19 protein-coding genes and 1 tRNA gene are annotated in these 19,477 nt (G+C 64.7%); 7 read left to right on the top strand and 13 right to left on the bottom strand.

The window, feature by feature from the left end; translation table 11 throughout:
* Nucleotides 1-239 precede the first annotated feature (239 nt).
* From pstS to APT59_RS18225, 5 genes are all read left to right on the top strand, one after another.
* Nucleotides 240-1,253 carry a phosphate ABC transporter substrate-binding protein PstS gene (pstS, locus tag APT59_RS18245; protein ID WP_059316154.1) on the top strand — a complete coding sequence of 338 codons (1,014 nt, stop codon included), beginning with the start codon at nucleotides 240-242 and terminating at the stop codon, nucleotides 1,251-1,253.
* A gap of 79 nt (nucleotides 1,254-1,332) precedes the next feature.
* A complete protein-coding gene (pstC, locus tag APT59_RS18240; RefSeq protein WP_059316153.1) occupies nucleotides 1,333-2,307 on the top strand; it encodes a phosphate ABC transporter permease subunit PstC in 975 nt (324 codons plus the stop codon).
* The gene (pstA, locus tag APT59_RS18235) at nucleotides 2,307-3,182 is read left to right on the top strand and encodes a phosphate ABC transporter permease PstA (RefSeq protein WP_059316152.1); all 876 of its coding nucleotides are present in this window, start codon (nucleotides 2,307-2,309) and stop codon (nucleotides 3,180-3,182) included. The genes pstC and pstA overlap by 1 nt, the downstream gene beginning before the upstream one ends.
* Before the next feature lie 5 nt (nucleotides 3,183-3,187).
* The gene (gene pstB / locus APT59_RS18230) at nucleotides 3,188-3,952 is read left to right on the top strand and encodes a phosphate ABC transporter ATP-binding protein PstB (protein WP_059316941.1); all 765 of its coding nucleotides are present in this window, start codon (nucleotides 3,188-3,190) and stop codon (nucleotides 3,950-3,952) included.
* Nucleotides 3,953-4,240: 288 nt separating this feature from the next.
* Nucleotides 4,241-5,527 carry a putative porin gene (locus APT59_RS18225; protein ID WP_059316151.1) on the top strand — a complete coding sequence of 429 codons (1,287 nt, stop codon included), beginning with the start codon at nucleotides 4,241-4,243 and terminating at the stop codon, nucleotides 5,525-5,527.
* A 168-nt stretch (nucleotides 5,528-5,695) separates the two neighbouring features.
* Here the strand turns inward: APT59_RS18225 and APT59_RS18220 are convergent, their stop codons facing one another.
* The 9 genes from APT59_RS18220 to APT59_RS18180 all read right to left on the bottom strand — a co-directional run bounded on the left by APT59_RS18220 (nucleotide 5,696) and on the right by APT59_RS18180 (nucleotide 15,431).
* Nucleotides 5,696-5,995: a DUF2845 domain-containing protein gene (locus APT59_RS18220; protein WP_059316150.1), complete on the bottom strand. Its 300-nt coding sequence runs from the start codon at nucleotides 5,993-5,995 to the stop codon at nucleotides 5,696-5,698.
* Nucleotides 5,996-6,039: 44 nt separating this feature from the next.
* Nucleotides 6,040-6,621 carry a DNA-3-methyladenine glycosylase gene (locus APT59_RS18215; RefSeq protein ID WP_059316149.1) on the bottom strand — a complete coding sequence of 194 codons (582 nt, stop codon included), beginning with the start codon at nucleotides 6,619-6,621 and terminating at the stop codon, nucleotides 6,040-6,042.
* Nucleotides 6,618-8,417: a glycoside hydrolase family 15 protein gene (locus tag APT59_RS18210; RefSeq protein ID WP_059316148.1), complete on the bottom strand. Its 1,800-nt coding sequence runs from the start codon at nucleotides 8,415-8,417 to the stop codon at nucleotides 6,618-6,620. Before APT59_RS18210 ends, APT59_RS18215 begins: the two co-directional genes overlap by 4 nt.
* 5 nt (nucleotides 8,418-8,422) lie before the next feature.
* Entirely contained in the window at nucleotides 8,423-9,316 is an 894-nt protein-coding gene (locus tag APT59_RS18205) for an SDR family oxidoreductase (protein ID WP_059316147.1), read from the bottom strand.
* Between the two features lie 354 nt (nucleotides 9,317-9,670).
* The gene (locus APT59_RS18200) at nucleotides 9,671-9,925 is read right to left on the bottom strand and encodes a hypothetical protein (protein WP_059316146.1); all 255 of its coding nucleotides are present in this window, start codon (nucleotides 9,923-9,925) and stop codon (nucleotides 9,671-9,673) included.
* A gap of 165 nt (nucleotides 9,926-10,090) precedes the next feature.
* Complete coding sequence (locus tag APT59_RS18195) at nucleotides 10,091-11,731, bottom strand: methyl-accepting chemotaxis protein (protein ID WP_059316145.1); 1,641 nt, start codon at nucleotides 11,729-11,731, stop codon at nucleotides 10,091-10,093.
* Between the two features lie 132 nt (nucleotides 11,732-11,863).
* A complete protein-coding gene (locus tag APT59_RS18190) occupies nucleotides 11,864-12,805 on the bottom strand; it encodes a Gfo/Idh/MocA family protein (RefSeq protein WP_059316144.1) in 942 nt (313 codons plus the stop codon).
* Nucleotides 12,806-12,870: 65 nt separating this feature from the next.
* Entirely contained in the window at nucleotides 12,871-13,944 is a 1,074-nt protein-coding gene (locus APT59_RS18185; RefSeq protein WP_059316143.1) for a saccharopine dehydrogenase family protein, read from the bottom strand.
* 323 nt (nucleotides 13,945-14,267) lie between these two features.
* Nucleotides 14,268-15,431 carry a PQQ-dependent sugar dehydrogenase gene (locus APT59_RS18180; RefSeq protein WP_059316142.1) on the bottom strand — a complete coding sequence of 388 codons (1,164 nt, stop codon included), beginning with the start codon at nucleotides 15,429-15,431 and terminating at the stop codon, nucleotides 14,268-14,270.
* Nucleotides 15,432-15,459: 28 nt separating this feature from the next.
* Here APT59_RS18180 and APT59_RS18175 point away from each other — a divergent pair, with 28 nt between their 5' ends.
* A complete protein-coding gene (locus tag APT59_RS18175; RefSeq protein WP_059316141.1) occupies nucleotides 15,460-15,930 on the top strand; it encodes a hypothetical protein in 471 nt (156 codons plus the stop codon).
* 145 nt (nucleotides 15,931-16,075) lie between these two features.
* On the opposite strand, the gene sugE is transcribed toward APT59_RS18175, so the two are convergent.
* From sugE to APT59_RS18155, 4 genes are all read right to left on the bottom strand, one after another.
* The gene (sugE, locus tag APT59_RS18170; RefSeq protein ID WP_059316140.1) at nucleotides 16,076-16,393 is read right to left on the bottom strand and encodes a quaternary ammonium compound efflux SMR transporter SugE; all 318 of its coding nucleotides are present in this window, start codon (nucleotides 16,391-16,393) and stop codon (nucleotides 16,076-16,078) included.
* 167 nt (nucleotides 16,394-16,560) lie between these two features.
* A complete protein-coding gene (locus tag APT59_RS18165) occupies nucleotides 16,561-16,956 on the bottom strand; it encodes a hypothetical protein (protein WP_059316139.1) in 396 nt (131 codons plus the stop codon).
* Between the two features lie 138 nt (nucleotides 16,957-17,094).
* On the bottom strand, nucleotides 17,095-17,325 hold the full coding sequence (locus tag APT59_RS18160; RefSeq protein WP_059316138.1) for a hypothetical protein: 231 nt from the start codon (nucleotides 17,323-17,325) through the stop codon (nucleotides 17,095-17,097).
* Between the two features lie 278 nt (nucleotides 17,326-17,603).
* Nucleotides 17,604-17,680 (bottom strand) — tRNA-Arg (locus tag APT59_RS18155).
* Nucleotides 17,681-18,022: 342 nt separating this feature from the next.
* On the opposite strand from APT59_RS18155, the gene gabD reads away from it, so the two are divergent.
* Entirely contained in the window at nucleotides 18,023-19,471 is a 1,449-nt protein-coding gene (gene gabD, locus APT59_RS18150) for an NADP-dependent succinate-semialdehyde dehydrogenase (RefSeq protein ID WP_059316137.1), read from the top strand.
* Nucleotides 19,472-19,477 lie beyond the last annotated feature (6 nt).

Raw genomic sequence — 19,477 nt, 5'->3', positions numbered from 1 at the left:
CCGACGGCGACCTACAACGTATGGGCGGGGCGTCGCCAGAGGATCGCTGGAGGTCGTCTGCGAGCAGCTGAATGAGCATAGGAGCACACGACCTGAGGTGTCCCTGGAAGCAGCCATGAGCCGGTCAGAGCGGGCTGATACTGGCGCTCTGCCTTCCTCGTTTCGTCATGGCGCTGACACTTAATTGTCACATTTCGGCAATAGCCTAGCGCCAGCCCTCACTAGGTAATGGAGCAACCATGAAACGCACGTTCAGCCTCTCCCTGTTGTTGTCGGCCTTTTGCCTGAGCACTGCCGCTCATGCCGTGGATGTCACGGGCGCAGGTTCGAGCTTCGTGTATCCCGTTCTGTCGAAGTGGTCGCAGACCTTCAGCGAGAAGACCGGTAACCGCGTCAACTACCAATCCATCGGTTCTGGCGGCGGTATCGCCCAGATCAAGGCGGCCACCGTGGACTTCGGCGCCACCGACGCCCCGATGAGCACCGAGGACCTGCAGAAAGGCGGCCTGGGCCAGTTCCCGACCATCATCGGCGGCATCGTGCCGGTGGTGAACGTGGAAGGCATCGAGCCCGGCAAGCTGAAGCTCGACGGCCCGCTGCTGGCCAAGATCTTCATGGGTGAGGTCAAGACCTGGAACGATCCGGCCATCGCTGCCCTGAACCCCGGCATGAAGCTGCCCGCCAGCGCCATCACCGTAGTGCGCCGTTCGGACGGTTCGGGTACCTCCTACAACTTCACCAACTACCTGGCCAAGGTCAGCCCGGAGTGGAAGGAGAAGTTCAACTTCGGCACCACCGTCAACTGGCCGGTCGGTGTGGGTGGCAAGGGTAACGAGGGTATCGCTGCCTACGTCAAGCAGATCAAGGGCTCCATCGGCTACGTCGAGTACGCCTATGCGCTGACCAACAAGATGTCCCATGTGCAGCTGAAGAACGCCGCCGGCAACTTCGTGCAGCCCGACGCCAAGAGCTTCCAGGCCGCTGCCGCCACCGCCGATTGGAAGAGCGCCAAGGACTTCAACCTGTTGATGACCAACGCCCCGGGCGCCGATGCCTGGCCGATCACCGCCACCACCTGGATCGTGATGTACAAGGAGCCGAAGAACGAAGAGCGCAGCAAGGTCGCCTTCGACTTCTTCAAGTGGTCCCTGGAAAACGGTCAGAAGGACGCCGCGGCACTGGACTACGTCCCGGTTCCCGACGAGCTGGTCAAGCAGATCGAAGGCTACTGGGCTTCCGACTTCAAGAAGTAAGCAAGACCGCCTGCCGTCCGGGATCCCGCGAGGGGTCCGGGCGGCTTCGCGCATCCCGATCTGCTGACCGGAAATCGCCATGACCGATCAAACCCTTCCCCTTTCGGCCGCTCAGGAAGAGCGCATCCGCCGGGATACCCGCGCGGACACCTGGTTCCGGCGCCTGCTGTTCTCCGCGGCCCTGCTGGTACTCGCGGTGCTGGTCGGGGCAGCCTTGTCCACCCTCTGGGGTGGCCGCCTGGCCTTCATGACCTTTGGCCTGGATTTCCTGACGTCCGCCGAATGGGACGTCGGTGCCGAGAAATTCGGCGCCCTGGTGCCCATCTACGGCACCCTGATGACGTCGCTGATCGCCCTGCTGCTGGCCGTGCCCACCGCCTTCGGCATCGCCCTGTTCCTGTCGGAAATCGCCCCCACCTGGCTGCGCGGTCCGGTGGCCACGGCGGTGGAGCTGCTGGCAGGTATCCCCTCGATCATCTACGGCATGTGGGGCCTGTTCGTCTTCGGCCCCTTCATGGCCGCGTACATCTCGCCCTTCATCAACGACTACCTGGGCGCCATCCCGATCATCGGCATCCTGTTCCAGGGTCCGCCGCTGGGCATCGGCATGCTCACCGCCGGCATCATCCTGGCGATCATGATCCTGCCCTTCATCACCTCGGTGATGTACGAGGTGTTCCGCAGCGTGCCGCCCCAGCTCAAGGAGTCGGCCTATGCCTTGGGCTCAACGACCTGGGAGGTTTGCTGGGACATCGTACTGCCCTATACCCGCTCGGCGGTGGTCGGTGGCGCCTTCCTCGGTCTGGGGCGAGCCCTGGGCGAGACCATGGCGGTGACCTTCGTGCTGGGCAACGCCCACCAGTTCTCCGCGTCGCTGATGATGCCAAGCAGCTCCATCGCCTCGGTGATCGCCAACGAATTCAACGAGGCCTACACCGATCTGCACCGCTCCTCGCTGATCGCCCTGGGCTTCCTGTTGTTCGTGGTGACCTTCTTCGTGCTGCTGGCGGCGCGTCTGATGTTGGCGCAGCTGTCGCGCAAGGCAGGTAACTGATGCATATCGACGCCTATCTCTATCGCAAGCGCCGGATCAAGAACGGTATCGCGCTGATCTTCGGCAGCGCCGCCGCCGTGGTCGGCCTGGGTTTCCTCACCTGGATCCTCGGCACCACCCTGCTCAAGGGACTCTCCGCCCTCAGCCCGACCATCTTCATCGAGATGACGCCGCCACCCGGCGCCACCGACGGTGGTCTGGCCAACGCCCTGTTCGGCAGCGTGCTGATCACCCTGCTGGCCACCGCCATCGGCGCCCCCATCGGCATCCTGGCCGGACTCTGGCTGGCCGAGTACGCCCGCCATTCCAAGCTCGGTCTGGTGGTGCGCTTCGTCAATGACATCCTGCTGTCGGCACCGTCCATCGTCATCGGTCTGTTCATCTACACCGCCGTGGTGGTACCGCTCAATCAGGCCACTGGCGGCAGCGTGGGCTTCTCCGGCTTCGCCGGGGCCCTGGCACTGGCCATGCTGGTGGTGCCGGTGGTGACCCGTACCACCGACGAGATGATGCAGCTGCAGCCCGCGGCCATGCGCGAAGCGGCCTTGGCGCTGGGCATTCCCCAGTGGAAGGTGACCCTGCAGGTCCTGTTGCGCGCCTCCCGCGCCGGCGTGGTGACCGGGGTGCTGCTGTCCATCGCCCGCATCACCGGCGAGACCGCACCGCTGCTGTTCACCGCCTTTGGCAACCAGTACTGGAGCGCCGACCTGCTCAAGCCGATGGCCAGCGTGCCCGTGACCATCTTCCAGTTCGCCATGAGTCCGTTCGAGAACTGGCAGCAACTGGCCTGGGCCGGCGCCTTGCTGCTGACCTTGTTCGTGCTGTTCCTGAACCTTTCCTCTCGCTTCTTCTTTCGCAACCGGGATTCCAAGTGACCACCATGCAGACGCAGATACCGGAACTGCAGGCGCGCGACGTCGGCTTCCGTTACAAGGGCCATCAGGCGCTCAAGTCGATCAACCTGGACATCGCGGCCAAGCAGATCACCGCCATCATCGGCCCCTCCGGATGCGGCAAGTCCACGCTGCTGCGCATCTTCAACCGCATCTACTCGGAGTACCCGGGGCTGGAAGCGACCGGCGAGATCCTCATGGACGGGGAGAACATCCTCGATCCCAAGTACTCGCTGAGCCGCCTGCGCAGCACCATCGGCATGGTGTTCCAGAAGCCGGTACCTTTCCCCATGTCCATCGCCGACAACGTCGCCTACGGCATCCGCCACCACGAGCGGCTCTCCCGCGTGGAGCTGCAGGATCGCGTCGAGCAGGCCCTGCGCGGTGCCGCGCTGTGGGATGAGGTCAAGGACAAGCTGAATCAGAGCGCCCTGGGGCTCTCCGGTGGTCAACAGCAACGCCTGTGCATCGCCCGCACCATCGCCCTGCGTCCGCGGGTGTTGCTGTTGGACGAACCCACTTCGGCGCTGGATCCCATCTCCACCGCGCGTATCGAGCAGCTGCTGGCCGAACTCAAGCAGGACTTCACCGTGGTCATCGTCACCCACAACATGCAGCAGGCGGCACGCTGCTCCGACGTCACCGCCTTCATGTACCTGGGCGAGCTGATCGAGGTGGACAAGACCGACAAGATCTTCACCAAGCCGGACAAGAAGCAGACCGAGGACTACATCACCGGTCGCTTCGGCTGATACGGCGTCGTTTCGAAAAAAGGCCACTCCCTGGAGTGGCCTTTTTCATGGCGGCTGAAAAGCGGCGAGCCAGGACCTCTGGTCGTCCTCATCCTTCCCGGTCCGCAGCGGAGCCGTCCGAACGGATGAATCTTTGGTTAAATTTTGCTTTAAATTCAGTTACTTGAATTAAAACCTTTATGTTCCTGCAAGCAAAACGACATCTCTTCTGCCGAGACTGACCCAGCTTTGTGACGGGCTGCACCGCCAGCCACTACTGCCTGGATTGTCTTGAAAGGAGATCTGCCGATGTCTGTTAACCCTTATCGATTCACGGCGCTGTTCTCGGGCGTGCTCCTGGCTACCTGCTCGGCCGCCGCGAGTGCCGCTGTCGATGAGAAGCTGCTCGACATGCTCAGGGCCAATGGCTCCATCACCCCGGCCCAATACAGCGAATTGCGCGGCGACCTGCAGCAGGAGCAGCAGGCGCGTGCCGCCCAGGTCGCCCAGCAGCAGAAGACCTCCGACTTCGAGAAGAAGCTGGCCTGGGCCGCCAAGACCCAGATCAAGGGCGACGTGCGGGTGCGCCACGAGAGCATCGACATCGACGGCGAGCCGGACAACGGCCGCGACCGTGACCGCCAGCGTATCCGCGCGCGGCTGGGTGCCTACAGCGAGATCAATCCGCAGGTGAACACTGGCATCCGCATCGCCACCGGCGGTGGCGACGACGCCCGCTCCACCAACCAGGACCTGAACAACTACTTCAACAAGAAGCAGCTCTGGCTGGATCAGGCCTATATCGACTACCACCCCACGGCAGTGCCGAATCTGCACCTGGTGGGCGGCAAGATGGGCCAGCAGTGGGTCAGCACCGGCGACGTCATCTGGGACGCCGACATCAACCCCGAAGGGCTGGCCGGCACCTACAAGTACGACCTGGGAGGGGGTGCCGAGTTGTTCGGCAGCACCGGCTATTATGTGCTCAAGGACAACGTCGACGGCGAAGGCTATGAGTTCAAGCATGACCTGCGCCTCTACGCCGGCCAGCTGGGCAGCCGCTTCAACCTGGGCGATGCCGCCAAGCTGATGGTGGGCGGCAGTGTCTATGCCTACGACAAGGAACAGGACAGCGCCTGCCCGACCACCGGTTCGGTTACGGCGCCCTGCGCCCTGGCGGTCAATGGCAACACCACCGACCGCTTCCAGCTCTACGAGGGCTTCGCCCAGCTGGACCTGACCAAGCTGTGGGTGCCGCTGTCCTTCTATGGCCAGTACGTGGTCAACGACAAGGCCGACGACGGCGAGGACACTGCCTGGCTGGTGGGCGCCAAAACCAAGCTGATGCAGCGGGTCGGGCTGGAATACAACTACCGCGATGTCCAGCGCAACGCCGTGGTGGGCGCCTTCACCGACTCCGACTTCGGCAACGGCTCGACCGGTGCCCGCGGCCATAAGCTCAAGCTCGGCTACGAGATCGACAAGAACTTCGGCGTTGGCCTGACCTATTTCCTCGCCGAGTCCGACACCGCCAGCCGCTTCCGCAACGATGCGGACGTGAAGACCCTGCAGTTGGACCTAGAAGCCAAGTTCTAACCACGGCCCTAGGTCGTGCTCCTCTTGAACCGCCCTCGGGCGGTTCTTTTTTTCCGGTCTGACAGGTGAGGGGCTGTTAGGCTTCGCTGCGCTCAACCAACCTACGCCTGAACCGCTCTGCCCCCTCTCCCCCTGGGAGAGGGTTGGGGTGAGGGAAGCTCCCGTCCACTACCGCTCGACCCTGATCTCTACCAGCTTGCCATCGATGAACCTGAGGTGGCGCGAGGCGCCGTTTTCCGGGCCATAGGTCCAGAACTGGGTCTCGGCTGCATTGAATTTGGGTACCTGGTTGTTGCGCAGGGCAGGGGGATTGACCTTGCGCTCGGCCGGGGCCCCGCAGGCGGCCAGGACCTGCTCGACGCTGTCGCCTTCTTCGACGAGGTTCTGCCCACAGCGCAGGCTGGCCTGGGTAAGGGAGGGCAGTAGCAGGGCAAGCAGCAGGGCAAGCAGCAGGTAGCGATGGCGCATCAGACCTCCAGGCGAGCAACGCAGCAGTGGCCGTTGTCTTGAGCCTAGCCGTTGTTTCGTACCGATGCTGCAGTGGCGAAACCACGACTCAGATAGCGTGAGCCGGCCAGGCCAAAACGCCAGGGCACTTCGCGGGCACGGGTGATGCCAATGCGCGGGCCTTCGACTACCACCACGTCTGCGGTAGCTGACTCCAGTTGGAAGGGCGGTGCGTCTAGCGGCAAGCCGTCGTGACTGCCATCGATGCCCAGTGCCTGGCAGAGACGACCGGGACCGGCGCAGAGCAGACGATCGGCCAGCCCGCCCCGACGTTCCCGCATCACGTCCAGACCCCACAACGGCTCCAGCGCGCGGATCAGGACGCCAGCACCATGGCCTGCCTCGCGGCAGACCAGATTGAAGCACCAATGGATGCCATAGGAGCGATAGACATAGGCATGCCCGGGCGGACCGAACATGGCCCTGTTACGCGGCGTGGGGCCGGAAAAGCTGTGGGAGGCCGGGTCTTCGCCGTCGTAGGCCTCGGTCTCGACGATAAGGCCGCCCACGCCTTCGACCCTGAGTGTCGCACCGATCAGTTGCCGAGCGACGTCCTCCACCGGTCGGTCGAAGTCCAGGGCCGTCATGCCTCGGGCTCCGGTGCTTCCAGGATCAGCGCCGCATGCACCATGGCCAAATGACTCAGGCCCTGGGGGAAGTTGCCCAGGGCCGCGCCGTTATGGGGATCACGCATCTCAGTCATCAGGCCGACACCATTGAGACTGGCGGCCAGGACCTCGCGCATCAGGATACGCGCCTGATCCACCTCGCCCAGCACGGCATAGGCCTCGACCATCCAGTAGGAACAGGCCAGGAAAGCACCTTCCTCCTGCTCGGCACCGCTGTAGCGATAGACCAGAGGTCCATGGGCCAACTCGCGGCGGATGGCCGCCAGGGTACTGACCGAACGTTCGCCGCCGTCGAAACCGAAGCGGATACCCAGCAGCAGCCCGGCATCCAGCCGCTCGGTACCGGCATAGAAGGTGTAGGCCTGCTTGCGTTCGCTCCAGCAGTGTTCGTTGACCCAGTCGCGGATGCGGTCACGCTCGCGCGCCCAGCGACCGCACATGGCGTCGGGGATATGGCCATCGCGGGCCAGGGTCACGGCGCGGTCCAGGGCGAACCAGCAGCCCAGCTTGGAGAGCGTGTAGTGACGCTCCTCGGGCAACTCCCACATGCCGGCGTCCGGTTGCCGCCAGCCATCGGCGCAGAGATTGGCCAGGTCGGTGAGCAAGCTGGCGGTGGCGAAGTCCAGCACATGACCCTTGCTCGCATAGAGGCGAAAGGTCTCCAGCAGATCGCCATAGAGACTTAGCTGACACTGGGCGCTGGCACGATTGCCCACTCGCACTGGCTGAGAGTCGCGATAGCCAGGAACCGGGATGACGCGCTCCTCAGGAGCCAGTTCGCCTTCCAGGGTGAAGCAGGTGTGCAGGCGATTGCCGTGGCGGCGGATGACGTTCTGAATCCAGGCCAGGGCCGCCTGGGCCTCGCCGAGGGCACCCAGGCGCAAGAAGGCCTTGATGGTAAAGACCGCATCGCGCACCCAGGCATAGCGATACTCGTAATTCTTGTCGCCACCGATGCGCTCCGGCAGCGAGGTGGTAGCCGCGGCGACGATGGCGCCCGTGGGCGAGTAGAGCAGCAGCTTGAGGGCCAGCGCCGAGCGCTTCACCTCGTTGAGGAATTCGCCCTGGTAGGCGAAACCCTGGGCCCATTCACGCCAGGCCTGGTCGCTGCGGTCGATACGCTGGTCGACTTCCTCCAGCGTAGGCACTACCAAAGGCTCGTTTTCGGTCGCGGTCAGCGCCAGGACACTGCGCTGGCCCGCTTCCAATACCAGCCGCGCCACCAGTCGGCGGTCATCGCATTCGAGGATTTCCAGCCGCTCGCAATAACGCAGGGTCGCCATGACGCCGTCGACGTGCATGACTTCGCCATTGGGCGTGCTGCGCATCCAGGGCGACACGGTCTGGCCCTGGGTGCCGGGCACCAGTTCGATACGCAGCTCGACCCGTCCGGACAGGCCCTCGACCCGGCGACCCAATTCGCACCAGGGCAGGCGGCCGGCCGAACCGCTGTTGAGCGACTCGGTCAGGCGCACGCTGCCATCGGCGGTATGGAAGCAGGTTTCCAGCACATTGCTGTCCTGGCGATAGGCCCGCTCGACGCGGTAGTCGGCAACCGGGGTGATCGTGAAGAAACCGCCAGCGGGGGCGTCCAGTAGGCGGTCGAACAGTGGGGCGGAGTCCATGTTGGGCACGCACCACCAGTCCAGCGAGCCGTCCGGCGCCACCAGGGCGACCGAACGACCGTCGGAAAGGGCAGCGTAGCCCGCCAGGGGCGCGTAGCCGTCTTGGCGAGCCGGATCGAAGACCGCCATGGCCGTCAGCCCATGCCTCCGGTAGCGCCATAGACCTCACCGGTCACATAGCTCGACTCCTGGGAGGCCAGCAGCACATAGAGGGGTGCCAGTTCCGCCGGTTGGCCAGGACGCTTGAACACCGTCTCGCCACCAAAGGTGGGGATCTTCTCCTGGGGCTGGCCACCGCTGGGCTGCAGCGGCGTCCAGAAGGGGCCGGGCGCTACGGCGTTGACGCGAATGCCCTTGGCGGCGACCTGCTTGGCCAGTCCCTTGGTGAAGTTGGTGATGGCCGCCTTGGTGGACGCGTAGTCCAGCAGGAACTCCGAGGGCTGGGTGGCCTGGATCGAGGTGGTGTTGATGATGGCGGCGCCAGCCGGCAGGTGCGGCAGCGCGGCCTTGCACAGCCAGAACAGGGCGTAGACGTTGGTCTTGTAGGTGGCATCGAACTGCTCGGTGGTCAGCTCGGCGATGTCCTGCACCGCAGTCTGCTTGCCGGCCACGTTGACCAGGATGTCGAGACCGCCGAGGGCCTCCTTGGCCTTGCTCACCAGCTGGGTACAGAAGGCTTCGTCCTTCAGGTCACCGGGCACGCAGACCACCTTGCGCCCTTCGGCTTCCACCAGCTTCACCACTTCCTGGGCGTCAGCCTCTTCCTCGGGCAGGTAGTTGAGCACCAGATCCGCCCCTTCACGGGCATAGGCAATGGCAGTCGCCCGGCCAATTCCCGAATCCGCACCCGTGATCAGCGCCTTGCGGCCAGCCAGACGACCGAAGCCCTTGTAGCTAGTCTCGCCATGGTCGGGACGCGGCTGCATCACCTGCGCCAGGCCCGGCGCTTCCTGAGGCTGCTTGGGAAATTCCGGCTGGGGATACTGGGTAAGGGGGTTTTGCATGCTGTATTGGTTGTCGCTGGACATGACATCTCCTGAAGGGGCCAAGAAGGCGCCCGTTTGGCATCTTTTCGATGACGTTCAAGGAAATGGAGGGGCAAAGACCCGACGAGGTTCCCGCGATCAGCAGAGGATGTGTCGATACAGGCAGATTGATGCTTGGCCTTACCCCGATACGCTTCCGGCGCGATCTGACGTCCAAGGGCGGGGAGAAAGGAGAGTCCTTTCGCGTATGGGAAATCCCAGCTGCACGAAAAGCGCCGAGGTGGCCTCGCTGACCGGATGGCTGTCACGGTCTGGGGCTGGCTCTCAGCACGGGACCCAACTGAGTCTGGTGGTGGCCTCGCTCACGCCGGACTGCCTTGGCCATTGCCAAACGCTTCAGGCGTCGAGCGGCTCCAGGCGTAAGGCGACACCGGTGCGCTGCAGGGTGAGGATGTCCGCTTCGCGACAGCCAATCAGGCGGCCTTCGGCGGTGCGCAGCTGATCGTCCTCCAGCTGAGCGTACGACTGCGGCTGCTTACCGTCGCCGGCGACCATGATGTAGAGCTGACCACACAGCAACTGCCCGGCCAGACGCCCGTCGTCGAGGCCGATCAGGCGGTAACTTCGGCGGGCATCGTAGGTAAAGCGCATGGGAGCATCCATTCAGGTATTTCAGCTCAGAACGGCTCTGGCGCCCAATGTTCCCCTGGCGCCGACCTGGGCAAGGCTCGTCAGCCCCTCTGGAGCGCAGCAAGCCCGCCACTCACCGAGATGAGGGCGGGTCGACCACTGGTCGGAAGTTTGCTGAACGATCGATCAATAACGGAATTGCGCGACCAGGCCCTGGAAGGACGTCGCCAGGCGCGACAACTCCTGACTGGACGCCGCGGTCTGCTGGGCACCGGTGGCGGTCTGGGTAGACAGGTCCTGGATGTTGACCAGATTGCGGTCCACTTCGCGAGCCACCTGGGCCTGCTCTTCGGCGGCGCTGGCGATCACCAGGTTGCGCTCCTCGATGCTGGCGATCCCGTTGGTGATGCGGTCCAGGGCTTCGCCGGCACGGTTGGCGCGCTCCTGGGTATCGCCGGCCAGGGACTGGCTCTTGTGCATGGCGCTCACTGCCTCTTCGGCGCTGTCGCGCACGGCGCTCATCATGCGCTCGATCTCCCCGGTGGAGCCCTGGGTGCGATGGGCCAGGGCGCGGACCTCGTCCGCCACCACGGCGAAACCGCGACCCTGCTCGCCGGCGCGGGCGGCTTCGATGGCGGCGTTGAGCGCCAGCAGGTTGGTCTGCTCGGCGATGCCACGAATCACTTCCAGCACCTTGCCGATCTCGCGCACCTGGCCTTCCAGGGTCTGCACCTTCTGGGTGGAATCGGTGATCTCGCTGGTCATCACCGCCATGGCCTGGGCCGCCTGCTGCACCTGCTCGCGACCCTGCTGGGCCTCGCGACTGGTGTCCTGGGAAGCGGTCGAGGTGGACGCGGCGTTGCGTGCTACCTCTTCCACGGCGGCGGTCATCTGGTTGACGGCGGTGGCGGCCTGCTGCACCTCGTCGTGCTGGCGAACCTGGCCCCGGGAGGTCTCCTCGGTCACGGCATGCAGTTCCTCGGCCGCCGCGGCGAGCTGGCTGGCGGCACCGGCCATCTGCTGCACGGTGTCCTTCAGGCTGCGCTGCATGCCGCCCAGGGCCTGCAGCAGCAGGCCCGCTTCGTCACGCCGGCTGCTCTGGATCGGCAAGGTCAGATCGCCCTGGGCGACACGCTCGGCGCTGGAGACGGCCTCGCGAATCGGGGTCACGATCAGGCGGGTAATGACGATGCCCAGGGCCAGGGCGCAGAACACTGCCAGCAGGAGGCCACCACTCAGGGTCCAGAAGGCTTTGTCGTAAGTAGCACTGGCAGCCACGCCGGCTTCGTTACCCTGGCGCTTGTTGGATTCCACCATGATCTTGAAGGAGCCCATGGTCTTGCGATAGCTGGGTTGAGCCTGCTCGTTGAGCAATTGGTTGGCACCGGCCACGTCCTTGGCAGCCAGCCGCGCCAAGACAGCGTCGACGGCAGTCAGGTAGGTTTTCCAATCACCCTGGTAGGCATCGCCCGCAGCCTTTTCATCAGGTTCCAGAGGCGTGGCTCGGTAGTCGGCAAAGGGTTTTTCAGCGTCGGCCTGGTTGGAGCGCAGGGAGGCGACAATGCCGTCCTGCTCGGCCTGCGGCGCGTTGGCGTAGGCCAAAGACATCAGGCGGAAGATGTCGCGGTTGTGCGCGATCACGTTGTTCTTGGCGTCGTTTAGCAGGGTGATGGAGCGCAGATTGTTGCTCAGCACCGAACCCAGCAAGGCGTTGAGGCTGTTGAGCCCACTCATGCCGACCGCGCCTATGCCGAGAGTAATGAGCGTACAGAGACCGAAGGCTACTGCGAGTTTCTTCGCCAGTGCCAGATTGTTGAACCAGACCATTGGGAATTCCTTTCAGCGACGGGGATGCCAGCCAAATTGCACCGGATGCCCTCGCTATCGGCACCAACAGTCTGACCTTTAACCCCTCCGGTCTCTCGGCAATGGTTACTCATGCTGCCCCGGCCTGACGTCCTAGTCGCGTCCATAGAGGCGATCCAGCAGGCCGTTGGCCGCGAGGGCATCCTCCAGGTTGGCCAATTCTGGACGGGGTTGACCGAGCAGCTGATCGAATACCGCCTGGGCACCCTGGGGAACACCGGGGGCGATCGCCTCGGCCAGCACCTGACTCTCACCACTGGCCTCGTGCAGCAGCAGGCGCCCAGCAGCGAGCTCCAGGGTTCCCGTGCTGCCATCCAGCCGGATGGCCAGCCGCGGACCGCGCAGGGTGGCACTGGCCCGCAGCTGGATCGGCAGGTCGCCGGCTCGGAGCAACGCCTCGCCGGCATGATCCAGTGGCCAGCGCGCATCGCGTTCCAGACGGCAGTGTTCGACCGTCAGGGATTCACCGGTCAGCCAGGCGCTTAAGTCCAGCAGGTGCACGGCCAGGTCGCCAAAGGCGCCATAGCCCATGCGCGTCTCGTCCAGATGCGCCGGCCAGTCGCTTAGCCAGCCTTCCAGCAGACCTGGGTGGCCAGCCGTGAGCGACAGGTGGGAAAGGGTGCCGATGGCGCCAGCGCGAGCCAAATGACGCAATTGCTGTAGGGCAGGGTCGGTACGCAGATAGAAGCCGCTAAAGCAGGAGCGCCCGGCGAGTTGCGTGGCCAGCGCCGTCGCGCGCGCAGCCGAGACGGCCAGGGGCTTTTCCACGAACAGATGGCGGGCGCGGGGGAGTAGCGCGGCTACCGCTGTTTCGTGATCCTCGATGGCCGTGGTGACGAAGGCCAGATCCACCTCGGGCAACTGGGCGAAATCGTCCAGCACCGGCAGGCCATGGGGCGCGGCGAGACGCTGGGCGCGGGCAGGATCGCGTTCGCTAGCCAGGGCCACTACCCGCACGCGCGGATCGGCCAGGCTGGTGTCCAGGTAGTCCTGGGCGTGGATCTGTTCGCAACCGACGATGGCGACGCTGAGCATGACGAGGGGTCCTCCAACGGAAACTGTTCCGTTATGGACCCCACATCGGCCGCTAAGCTTCCCGGTCAGGCCGGCTGGTAGGCCTTGCCGAAGCGGTTGGCCAGGAAGGCGTCCATGTCCACCTGCTCCTGGGCAATGAAGCCGCGCTGCGGCAGCTTGCCTTCGCGGAACAGATCCAGGGCGGTGCAGATGCCGGCGGCGGTGGTGATCTGGATGGCGCTGGTCAGGCGACCGTCGCGCTCGGCGGCAAAGATCTTGCGGCTGAAAACCTCCTGCACCAGCTTGCCGCCGCGCATACCGCTGACGGTCACGAACACCAGCACCACGTCCTGCATGGTGGTGGGCACGGCACCGCGCAGGATGTTCTTGAGCTGCTCCTGGTCACCGGCCAGGCGCAGGTCCTCCAGCAGGAATTTCATCAGGTCGCGGTGACCGGGATAGCGCACGGTCTTGTAGTCCAGGGTTTCCACCTGGCCCTGCAGGGTCTCGCAGAGGGTGCCCAGGCCGCCCGAGGTGTTGAAGGCCTCGTATTCCACGCCGTCCAGGGAGAAGTGCTCCAGGCCTTCCAGCGGCTGCACCAGTTGCAGCTCGCCGTTGCGCACGGCTTCGCAAGGGTGACAGTACTCGTTGACCAGGCCGTCGACGCTCCAGGTCAGGTTGTACTTCAGGGCGTTGGTGGGAAATTCCGGTAGGGCGCCGACACGCATCTTCACCTCGCGCACACTGTCGAAACGCTTGGCCAGGGAATGGGCGGCAATACCGATGAAGCCAGGCGCCAGACCGCACTGGGGCATGAAGGCATTGCTCGCGCCCTCGGCCAGCTGGCGGATGGTCTTGGTCGCCTTGACGTCTTCGGTCAGGTCGAAATAGTGGGTGTTGGTGGCCTTGGCCGCCTGGGCGACGGGAATCGCCAGGTGATAGGGCAGGGCGTTGAGTACTACGTCCTGATCGTCCAGGGCCGCGGCCAGGGCGCTGGCGTCGGACGTGTCCAGGGTGCGGGTCTGCACGCCCAGGGCCGCGATTGCCTCCAGGGCACGCTCGTCACGATCCGCCACCGTCACCCGGTAGTCGCCACTGGCGTGCAGCAATTGCGAAATGGTGTAGCCGATGTGGCCGGCGCCGAGCAGGGTGACGTTCATGGCGGGATCCTCCGTGGTTAGAGGCTCCAGCTTAAAAAGGGGCACTGCCAGATGTGAGCGTCAGAGCGTCGAATCGTCGTGCTTTATTTGACGAAACGGCGGAGTATTCGTCGTTTCGACGAGGCTTCTCGCGGCTTACCCGAGTTGCCGCCCAAACAGGCTATCGATGTCTCCGTAGGTTGGGTTGAGACGGCCCTATCGTCGAAGCCCAACATGGTGAGCCCCGAGCCGACGTTGGGCTTCGCTGTGCTCAACCCCACCTACCGCATCGGCATGGCCGCGACTGGTGCTGTACCGGATCGGCATCACGGCTCTTTCGCTACCTACCCCGGCACCACACGCAACAGCTGACCGTCCTCACCATCGGTGAGCAGCCAGAGATTGCCGTCCGGGCCGCTGCGCACGTCGCGCAGACGCTGGTTCAATTCCTGGAACAAAAGCTCCTGCTGACCAGGCATACCCTCAACCAGCGGTATCCGCCGCACCGACTTCTCTCGCAGCGCCGCCACGAACAGGCTGCCGCACCAGGGGGGAAAGCCCTGGCCGTCGTACCAGGTCATGCCCGCGGGCGCGATCGACGGCGTCCACTCCAGCAACGGTGGAGTGATGCCCGGCAATTCGCGAAAGGGCGAGATGCGCGCACCGGTGTAGTCCACGCCGCCGGTGGTCAGCGGCCAGCCATAGTTGGCGCCGGCGCGGATCAGGTTGAGTTCGTCGCCGCCCTTGGAGCCATGCTCGTGCTCGTACAGCGCCTGACGCTCGGCCACCCAGACCAGACCCTGGGGATTGCGATGGCCGAGGCTGTAGATCTCCGGCAGGGCGCCGGGTCGTTTGATGAAGGGATTGTCCGCCGGCACCTGGCCGTCGCGGGTGATGCGCACGATCTTGCCCAGATGGGTATCCAGTCGCTGGGCGTCGGTACGTTCCACGTTGCCATCACCCAAGGCGATGGCCAGGGTGCCGTCGCCGAGCAGGGCCATCCGCGCCCCGAAGTGCTGGCCGTAAGCCTTGGCCGGCTGGCTGGTGAACAGTGGCTGGACGTCCTGCAGGCGTCCGCCGTCCAGCCGCGCCCGCACCACCCGGAGATGATTGGCCTGCCGCGTGCCTGTCGCATAGGAGAGATAGATCAGTTGGTTGCGGGCGAAATCCGGATCCGGTAGCACCTCGAACAGACCAGCCTGGCCCTCGGTATAGAGTTCCGGTAATCCGGTTATAGCCTCCGCCTGTAGCCTGAACCGGCCTGTGCCGTCTGGCACCAGCAGTCGCAAACGCCCGGCACCTTCGGTCAGGAGCGCCCGGCCATCGGGCAGGAAGGCCAGCGACCAGGGTCTCTTGAGGCCGGTCGCCACCGTCTCGACGCGATAGGCCGGTGCCGCCAGGGCTATCGAGCTCGCCAGCAGTCCCAGCAGCAGCGCCAGCCAGGCCCAGCGTCCGGAAGCTTTAAGTAACGCTTGAGAGCTACTCCACGCACCCGCCTTCGCTAGCATCAGCACCTCTCTGGGAGATCTTTCAGTCATGTCTCAACCGCTCTGGCGCGCCCTGTCGAGACCCCGCACCCTGCTGGCATTCGCTGCAGCCCTGCTGCTGGCCACCGCCTGGGGCAGCCTGGTGCAGACCCAGTACAACCTGGCTGCGCTCCAGGGGCTTGGGCAACCGATAGACAGTGCCACTCGCTGGCGGACCTCCGTGCAGGATCTGCTCGGCTTCGGACCCGTCTACGCCGCCATCGTGCTCGCCGCTTGGTTACCAGCCTTTGCCGTGGCCTTCTGGTTCGGGCGCCGCAGCGGCGCTCATCGCGGCTGGCTGCTGCCGCTAGCCAGTAGCGTCAGCGTGATCGTCGCCATCCGCCTGATCGATGCCTTCGCCCCCATGCCGGTGCTCATCTACGCCACCCGCACCCTGGAGGGTTTGCTGGCGATGGCCATGGGCGGCCTGCTTGGCGGGCTGCTGTTCAGCTGGCTGGCGCACCCGAGGATTCAGCGCTAGAGGAGGGCGCTCAGGACGACGTCAGCTTCATCAGCACCAGACCGCTGACGAGAGGGTTTGCTGGCGATGGCCATGGGCGGCCTGCTTGGCGGGCTGCTGTTCAGCTGGCTGGCGCACCCGAGGATTCAGCGCTAGAGGAGGGCGCTCAGGACGACGTCAGCTTCATCAGCACCAGACCGCTGACGATCAGCGCCGCAGCCAGGATACGCAGCGGGCTCGCCGCCTCGCCCAGCACCAGGATACCGACCATGAAGGCGCCCACCGCGCCGATGCCGGTCCAGATGGTATAGGCAGTACCCAGCGGCAGGCTGCGCATGGATATCGACAGCAGCGCCACGCTGGCCACCATGGCGACCCCGGTGATGATCGTCGGTGTGAGACGGGTAAAGCCCGCGGACTGCTTCATGTAGAACGCCCAGACCACCTCGAGCAGCCCTGCGCACACCAGATAGAACCAAGCCAAAGACGGCCTCCTGTGAAACCGGGCCGTCCCGGAACGCGGCCCACCGATCGCCGGGGTCGTCCCCTGGGCTGGAAGAGAAGGGCGGCAAGGGTCCTTACCGCCTGATCGGCCCCGCTATCCTAGCCGTTCGAGCGGCGGTCTTTCGACCCGTCCTGGCTAGGCAGGGATCACTGCGCCGGACGTGGCTGGCAGATCTGCGCGGCGATCCCGTCGAATTCCCGATCGAAACTGGCCCGCTCGGCCGCGCTGAGAAAGCCTTGCTGCTGTACGAAGGCCTCGGTCTGGCTGCGCACCGCGGCGATGCGTTCGCTGAAGGTCGTCGCCTGTTCCTGATTGATCCGCCGCGCCTTGCGCGCCGTGCTTACATCCGCCAGCAGCACATTGGCCCGCATCGAGACATGCGCCTGCTGCGGATCCCTGATCAATCCGCCCAGTTCTCCCGGCACGGCACGCTGCTCGGCCAGATTGCAGCTTGGTAGGCCAAGATCGTCATGCCGCGCCTGCTGACCGGTGCAGGCAGCGAGGGCCAGAGGAAGCAGCAACAGGGGAATCAGAGCTTTCATGCGGGTCTCCTCGGGAGTGCCGTGGTGGAAACCTTGAGAGCCAGTGGCAGCGGCTTCGTTCACGGAAGGGCTCTGGAAAAGGACTTTGAAAAGGCTCCAAGGCAGAGAAACTGAGGCGCACCGGTCGCCGATCCAGCCCTAATAGGCAATCTGGTCGCGCCGCTCCAGGCCGGCCAGCTGCAGACGGGCGCCGTCCGCCACCGGGCCTCTGTTGGCGGCGCTGGTTTCCAGTAGCGATTCGTGCAGACAGTGAGCCGCGGCCGCTAGCCCTGGCCGGATGGCGTGGCCAGCCTGGGCGAGGGCGGTGTCTTCGGTAAAGATCGGCGCGGCGAGAAAGAGGGTGACCGAGCTGGTCAGGAGGTATCTCATGCAGGCTTCCTTGCGAGGTGATCACCAGGGTGTCGGCATCCGGCCGGCTGGCTTCAACGGGTTCAACTCGGCAGAGCTTAGCCCAGGATCACGCTGACGACGATGGTGATGATCAGATAAATCAGGCCAATGGTCTGGCGAATTCCATTTCGCTAAGGCCTCTTCAGGTAAAGGCGAGCAGGCGTCACGCATGGGTATATCGGGAAGGGACCGCCAGAAACGACAAAGCCCGCTCAATGGCGGGCTTTGTTGAGGTTCACGCGACGGTGAACGGAAGATGGCGCACTCGGCGGGATTCGAACCCACGACCCCTGCCTTCGGAGGGCAGTACTCTATCCAGCTGAGCTACGAGTGCAACGATTCGATGACGCTGAATCGGTCGCCATCATACTCACCTTGCATCGGACCGTCCATGCCCGGATGCACGATGTTGTTGATTTTGAACGACTGTTTCGCGGTGCGCGGCAGGGGCTGCATAAACAAGGAGGAGGGCGACGCGAAAACCTCGCCACTGCTCTTGCGCAGGGGTTCAGGATTCTCCTAGGATGCGTTCAATATTTCGAACGCCTGTGGCGCTTCGGACGTCCCTCTCGCGGGCACTGAACGGTGGCGACGCCAGCGTTTCCAAGCCTGACCCTATCGCAGGCGCAGGGGTGTCATGCCCTTGCTTCCGGCCCTTTCCATCAAGGAGACCGTAATGCAGCTCAAAGACGCTTCCCTGTTTCGCCAGCAAGCCTATGTCGACGGCGCCTGGATCGACGCCGACAGCGGTGCCACCGTCAAGGTGGACAACCCGGCCACCGGCGAGACCCTGGGCACCATTCCCAAGCTCGGCCGCGCCGAGACCAAGCGTGCCATCGACGCCGCCAACCGCGCCCTGCCGGCCTGGCGTGCGCTGACTGCCAAGGAGCGTTCGGCCAAGCTGCGGCGCTGGTACGAACTGATGATCGAGAACCAGGATGACCTGGGCCGGCTGATGACCCTGGAGCAGGGCAAGCCGCTGGCCGAGGCCAAGGGCGAGATCGCCTATGCCGCCTCCTTCATCGAGTGGTTCGCCGAGGAAGCCAAGCGCATCTATGGCGACACCATTCCCGGCCACCAGGCCGACAAGCGCATCCTGGTGGTCAAGCAGCCCATCGGCGTCACCGCCGCCATCACGCCGTGGAATTTCCCCACCGCGATGATCACCCGCAAGGCCGGCCCGGCCCTGGCCGCGGGCTGCACCATGGTCATCAAGCCCGCCAGCCAGACCCCGTACTCGGCCCTGGCCCTGGTCGAGCTGGCCGAGCGTGCCGGCATTCCCAAGGGCGTGCTCAGCGTGGTCACCGGCTCCGCCGCCGAGATCGGCGCCGAGCTGACCGAAAGCCCCATCGTGCGCAAGATCTCCTTTACCGGCTCCACCGAGATCGGCGCCAAGCTGATGGAGCAGAGCGCCCCCACCATCAAGAAGCTGTCGCTGGAGCTGGGCGGCAACGCGCCCTTCATCGTCTTCGACGACGCTGACCTGGACAAGGCCGTGGAAGGCGCCATCGCCTCCAAGTACCGCAACGCCGGCCAGACCTGCGTCTGCGTCAACCGTCTCTATATCCAGGACGGTGTCTACGACGCCTTCGCCGAGAAGTTCAAGGCCGCGGTGGCCAAGCTCAAGGTCGGCAACGGCCTGGAGGAGGGCGTCACCATCGGCCCGCTGATCGACGCCAAGGCCGCGGCCAAGGTCAAGGAGCACATCGACGACGCCGTGAGCCAAGGCGCCAAGGTCATCGCCGGCGGCAAGGCCCACGCCAACGGGGGCAGCTATTTCGAGCCGACCATCCTCGCCGACGTGCCCAAGAGTGCCAAGGTATCCAAGGAAGAGACCTTCGGCCCGCTGGCGCCGCTGTTCCGCTTCAAGGACGAGGCCGAGGTCATCGAGCTGGCCAACGACACCGAGTTCGGCCTGGCCTCCTATTTCTATGCCCGCGACCTGTCCCGCGTATTCCGTGTGGCCGAGGCGCTGGAGTACGGCATGGTCGGCATCAACACCGGCCTGATCTCCAACGAAGTCGCACCCTTTGGTGGCGTCAAGGCTTCGGGCCTGGGCCGCGAGGGTTCCAAGTACGGCATCGAGGAATACCTCGAGATCAAGTACCTCTGCCTGGGCGTCTGATCCCGT

The sequence above is a fragment of the Pseudomonas oryzihabitans genome (assembly GCF_001518815.1).
GTDB classification, from domain to species: Bacteria; Pseudomonadota; Gammaproteobacteria; order Pseudomonadales; family Pseudomonadaceae; genus Chryseomonas; species Chryseomonas oryzihabitans_E.
This window is presented reverse-complemented; position numbering and strand designations above follow the sequence as displayed.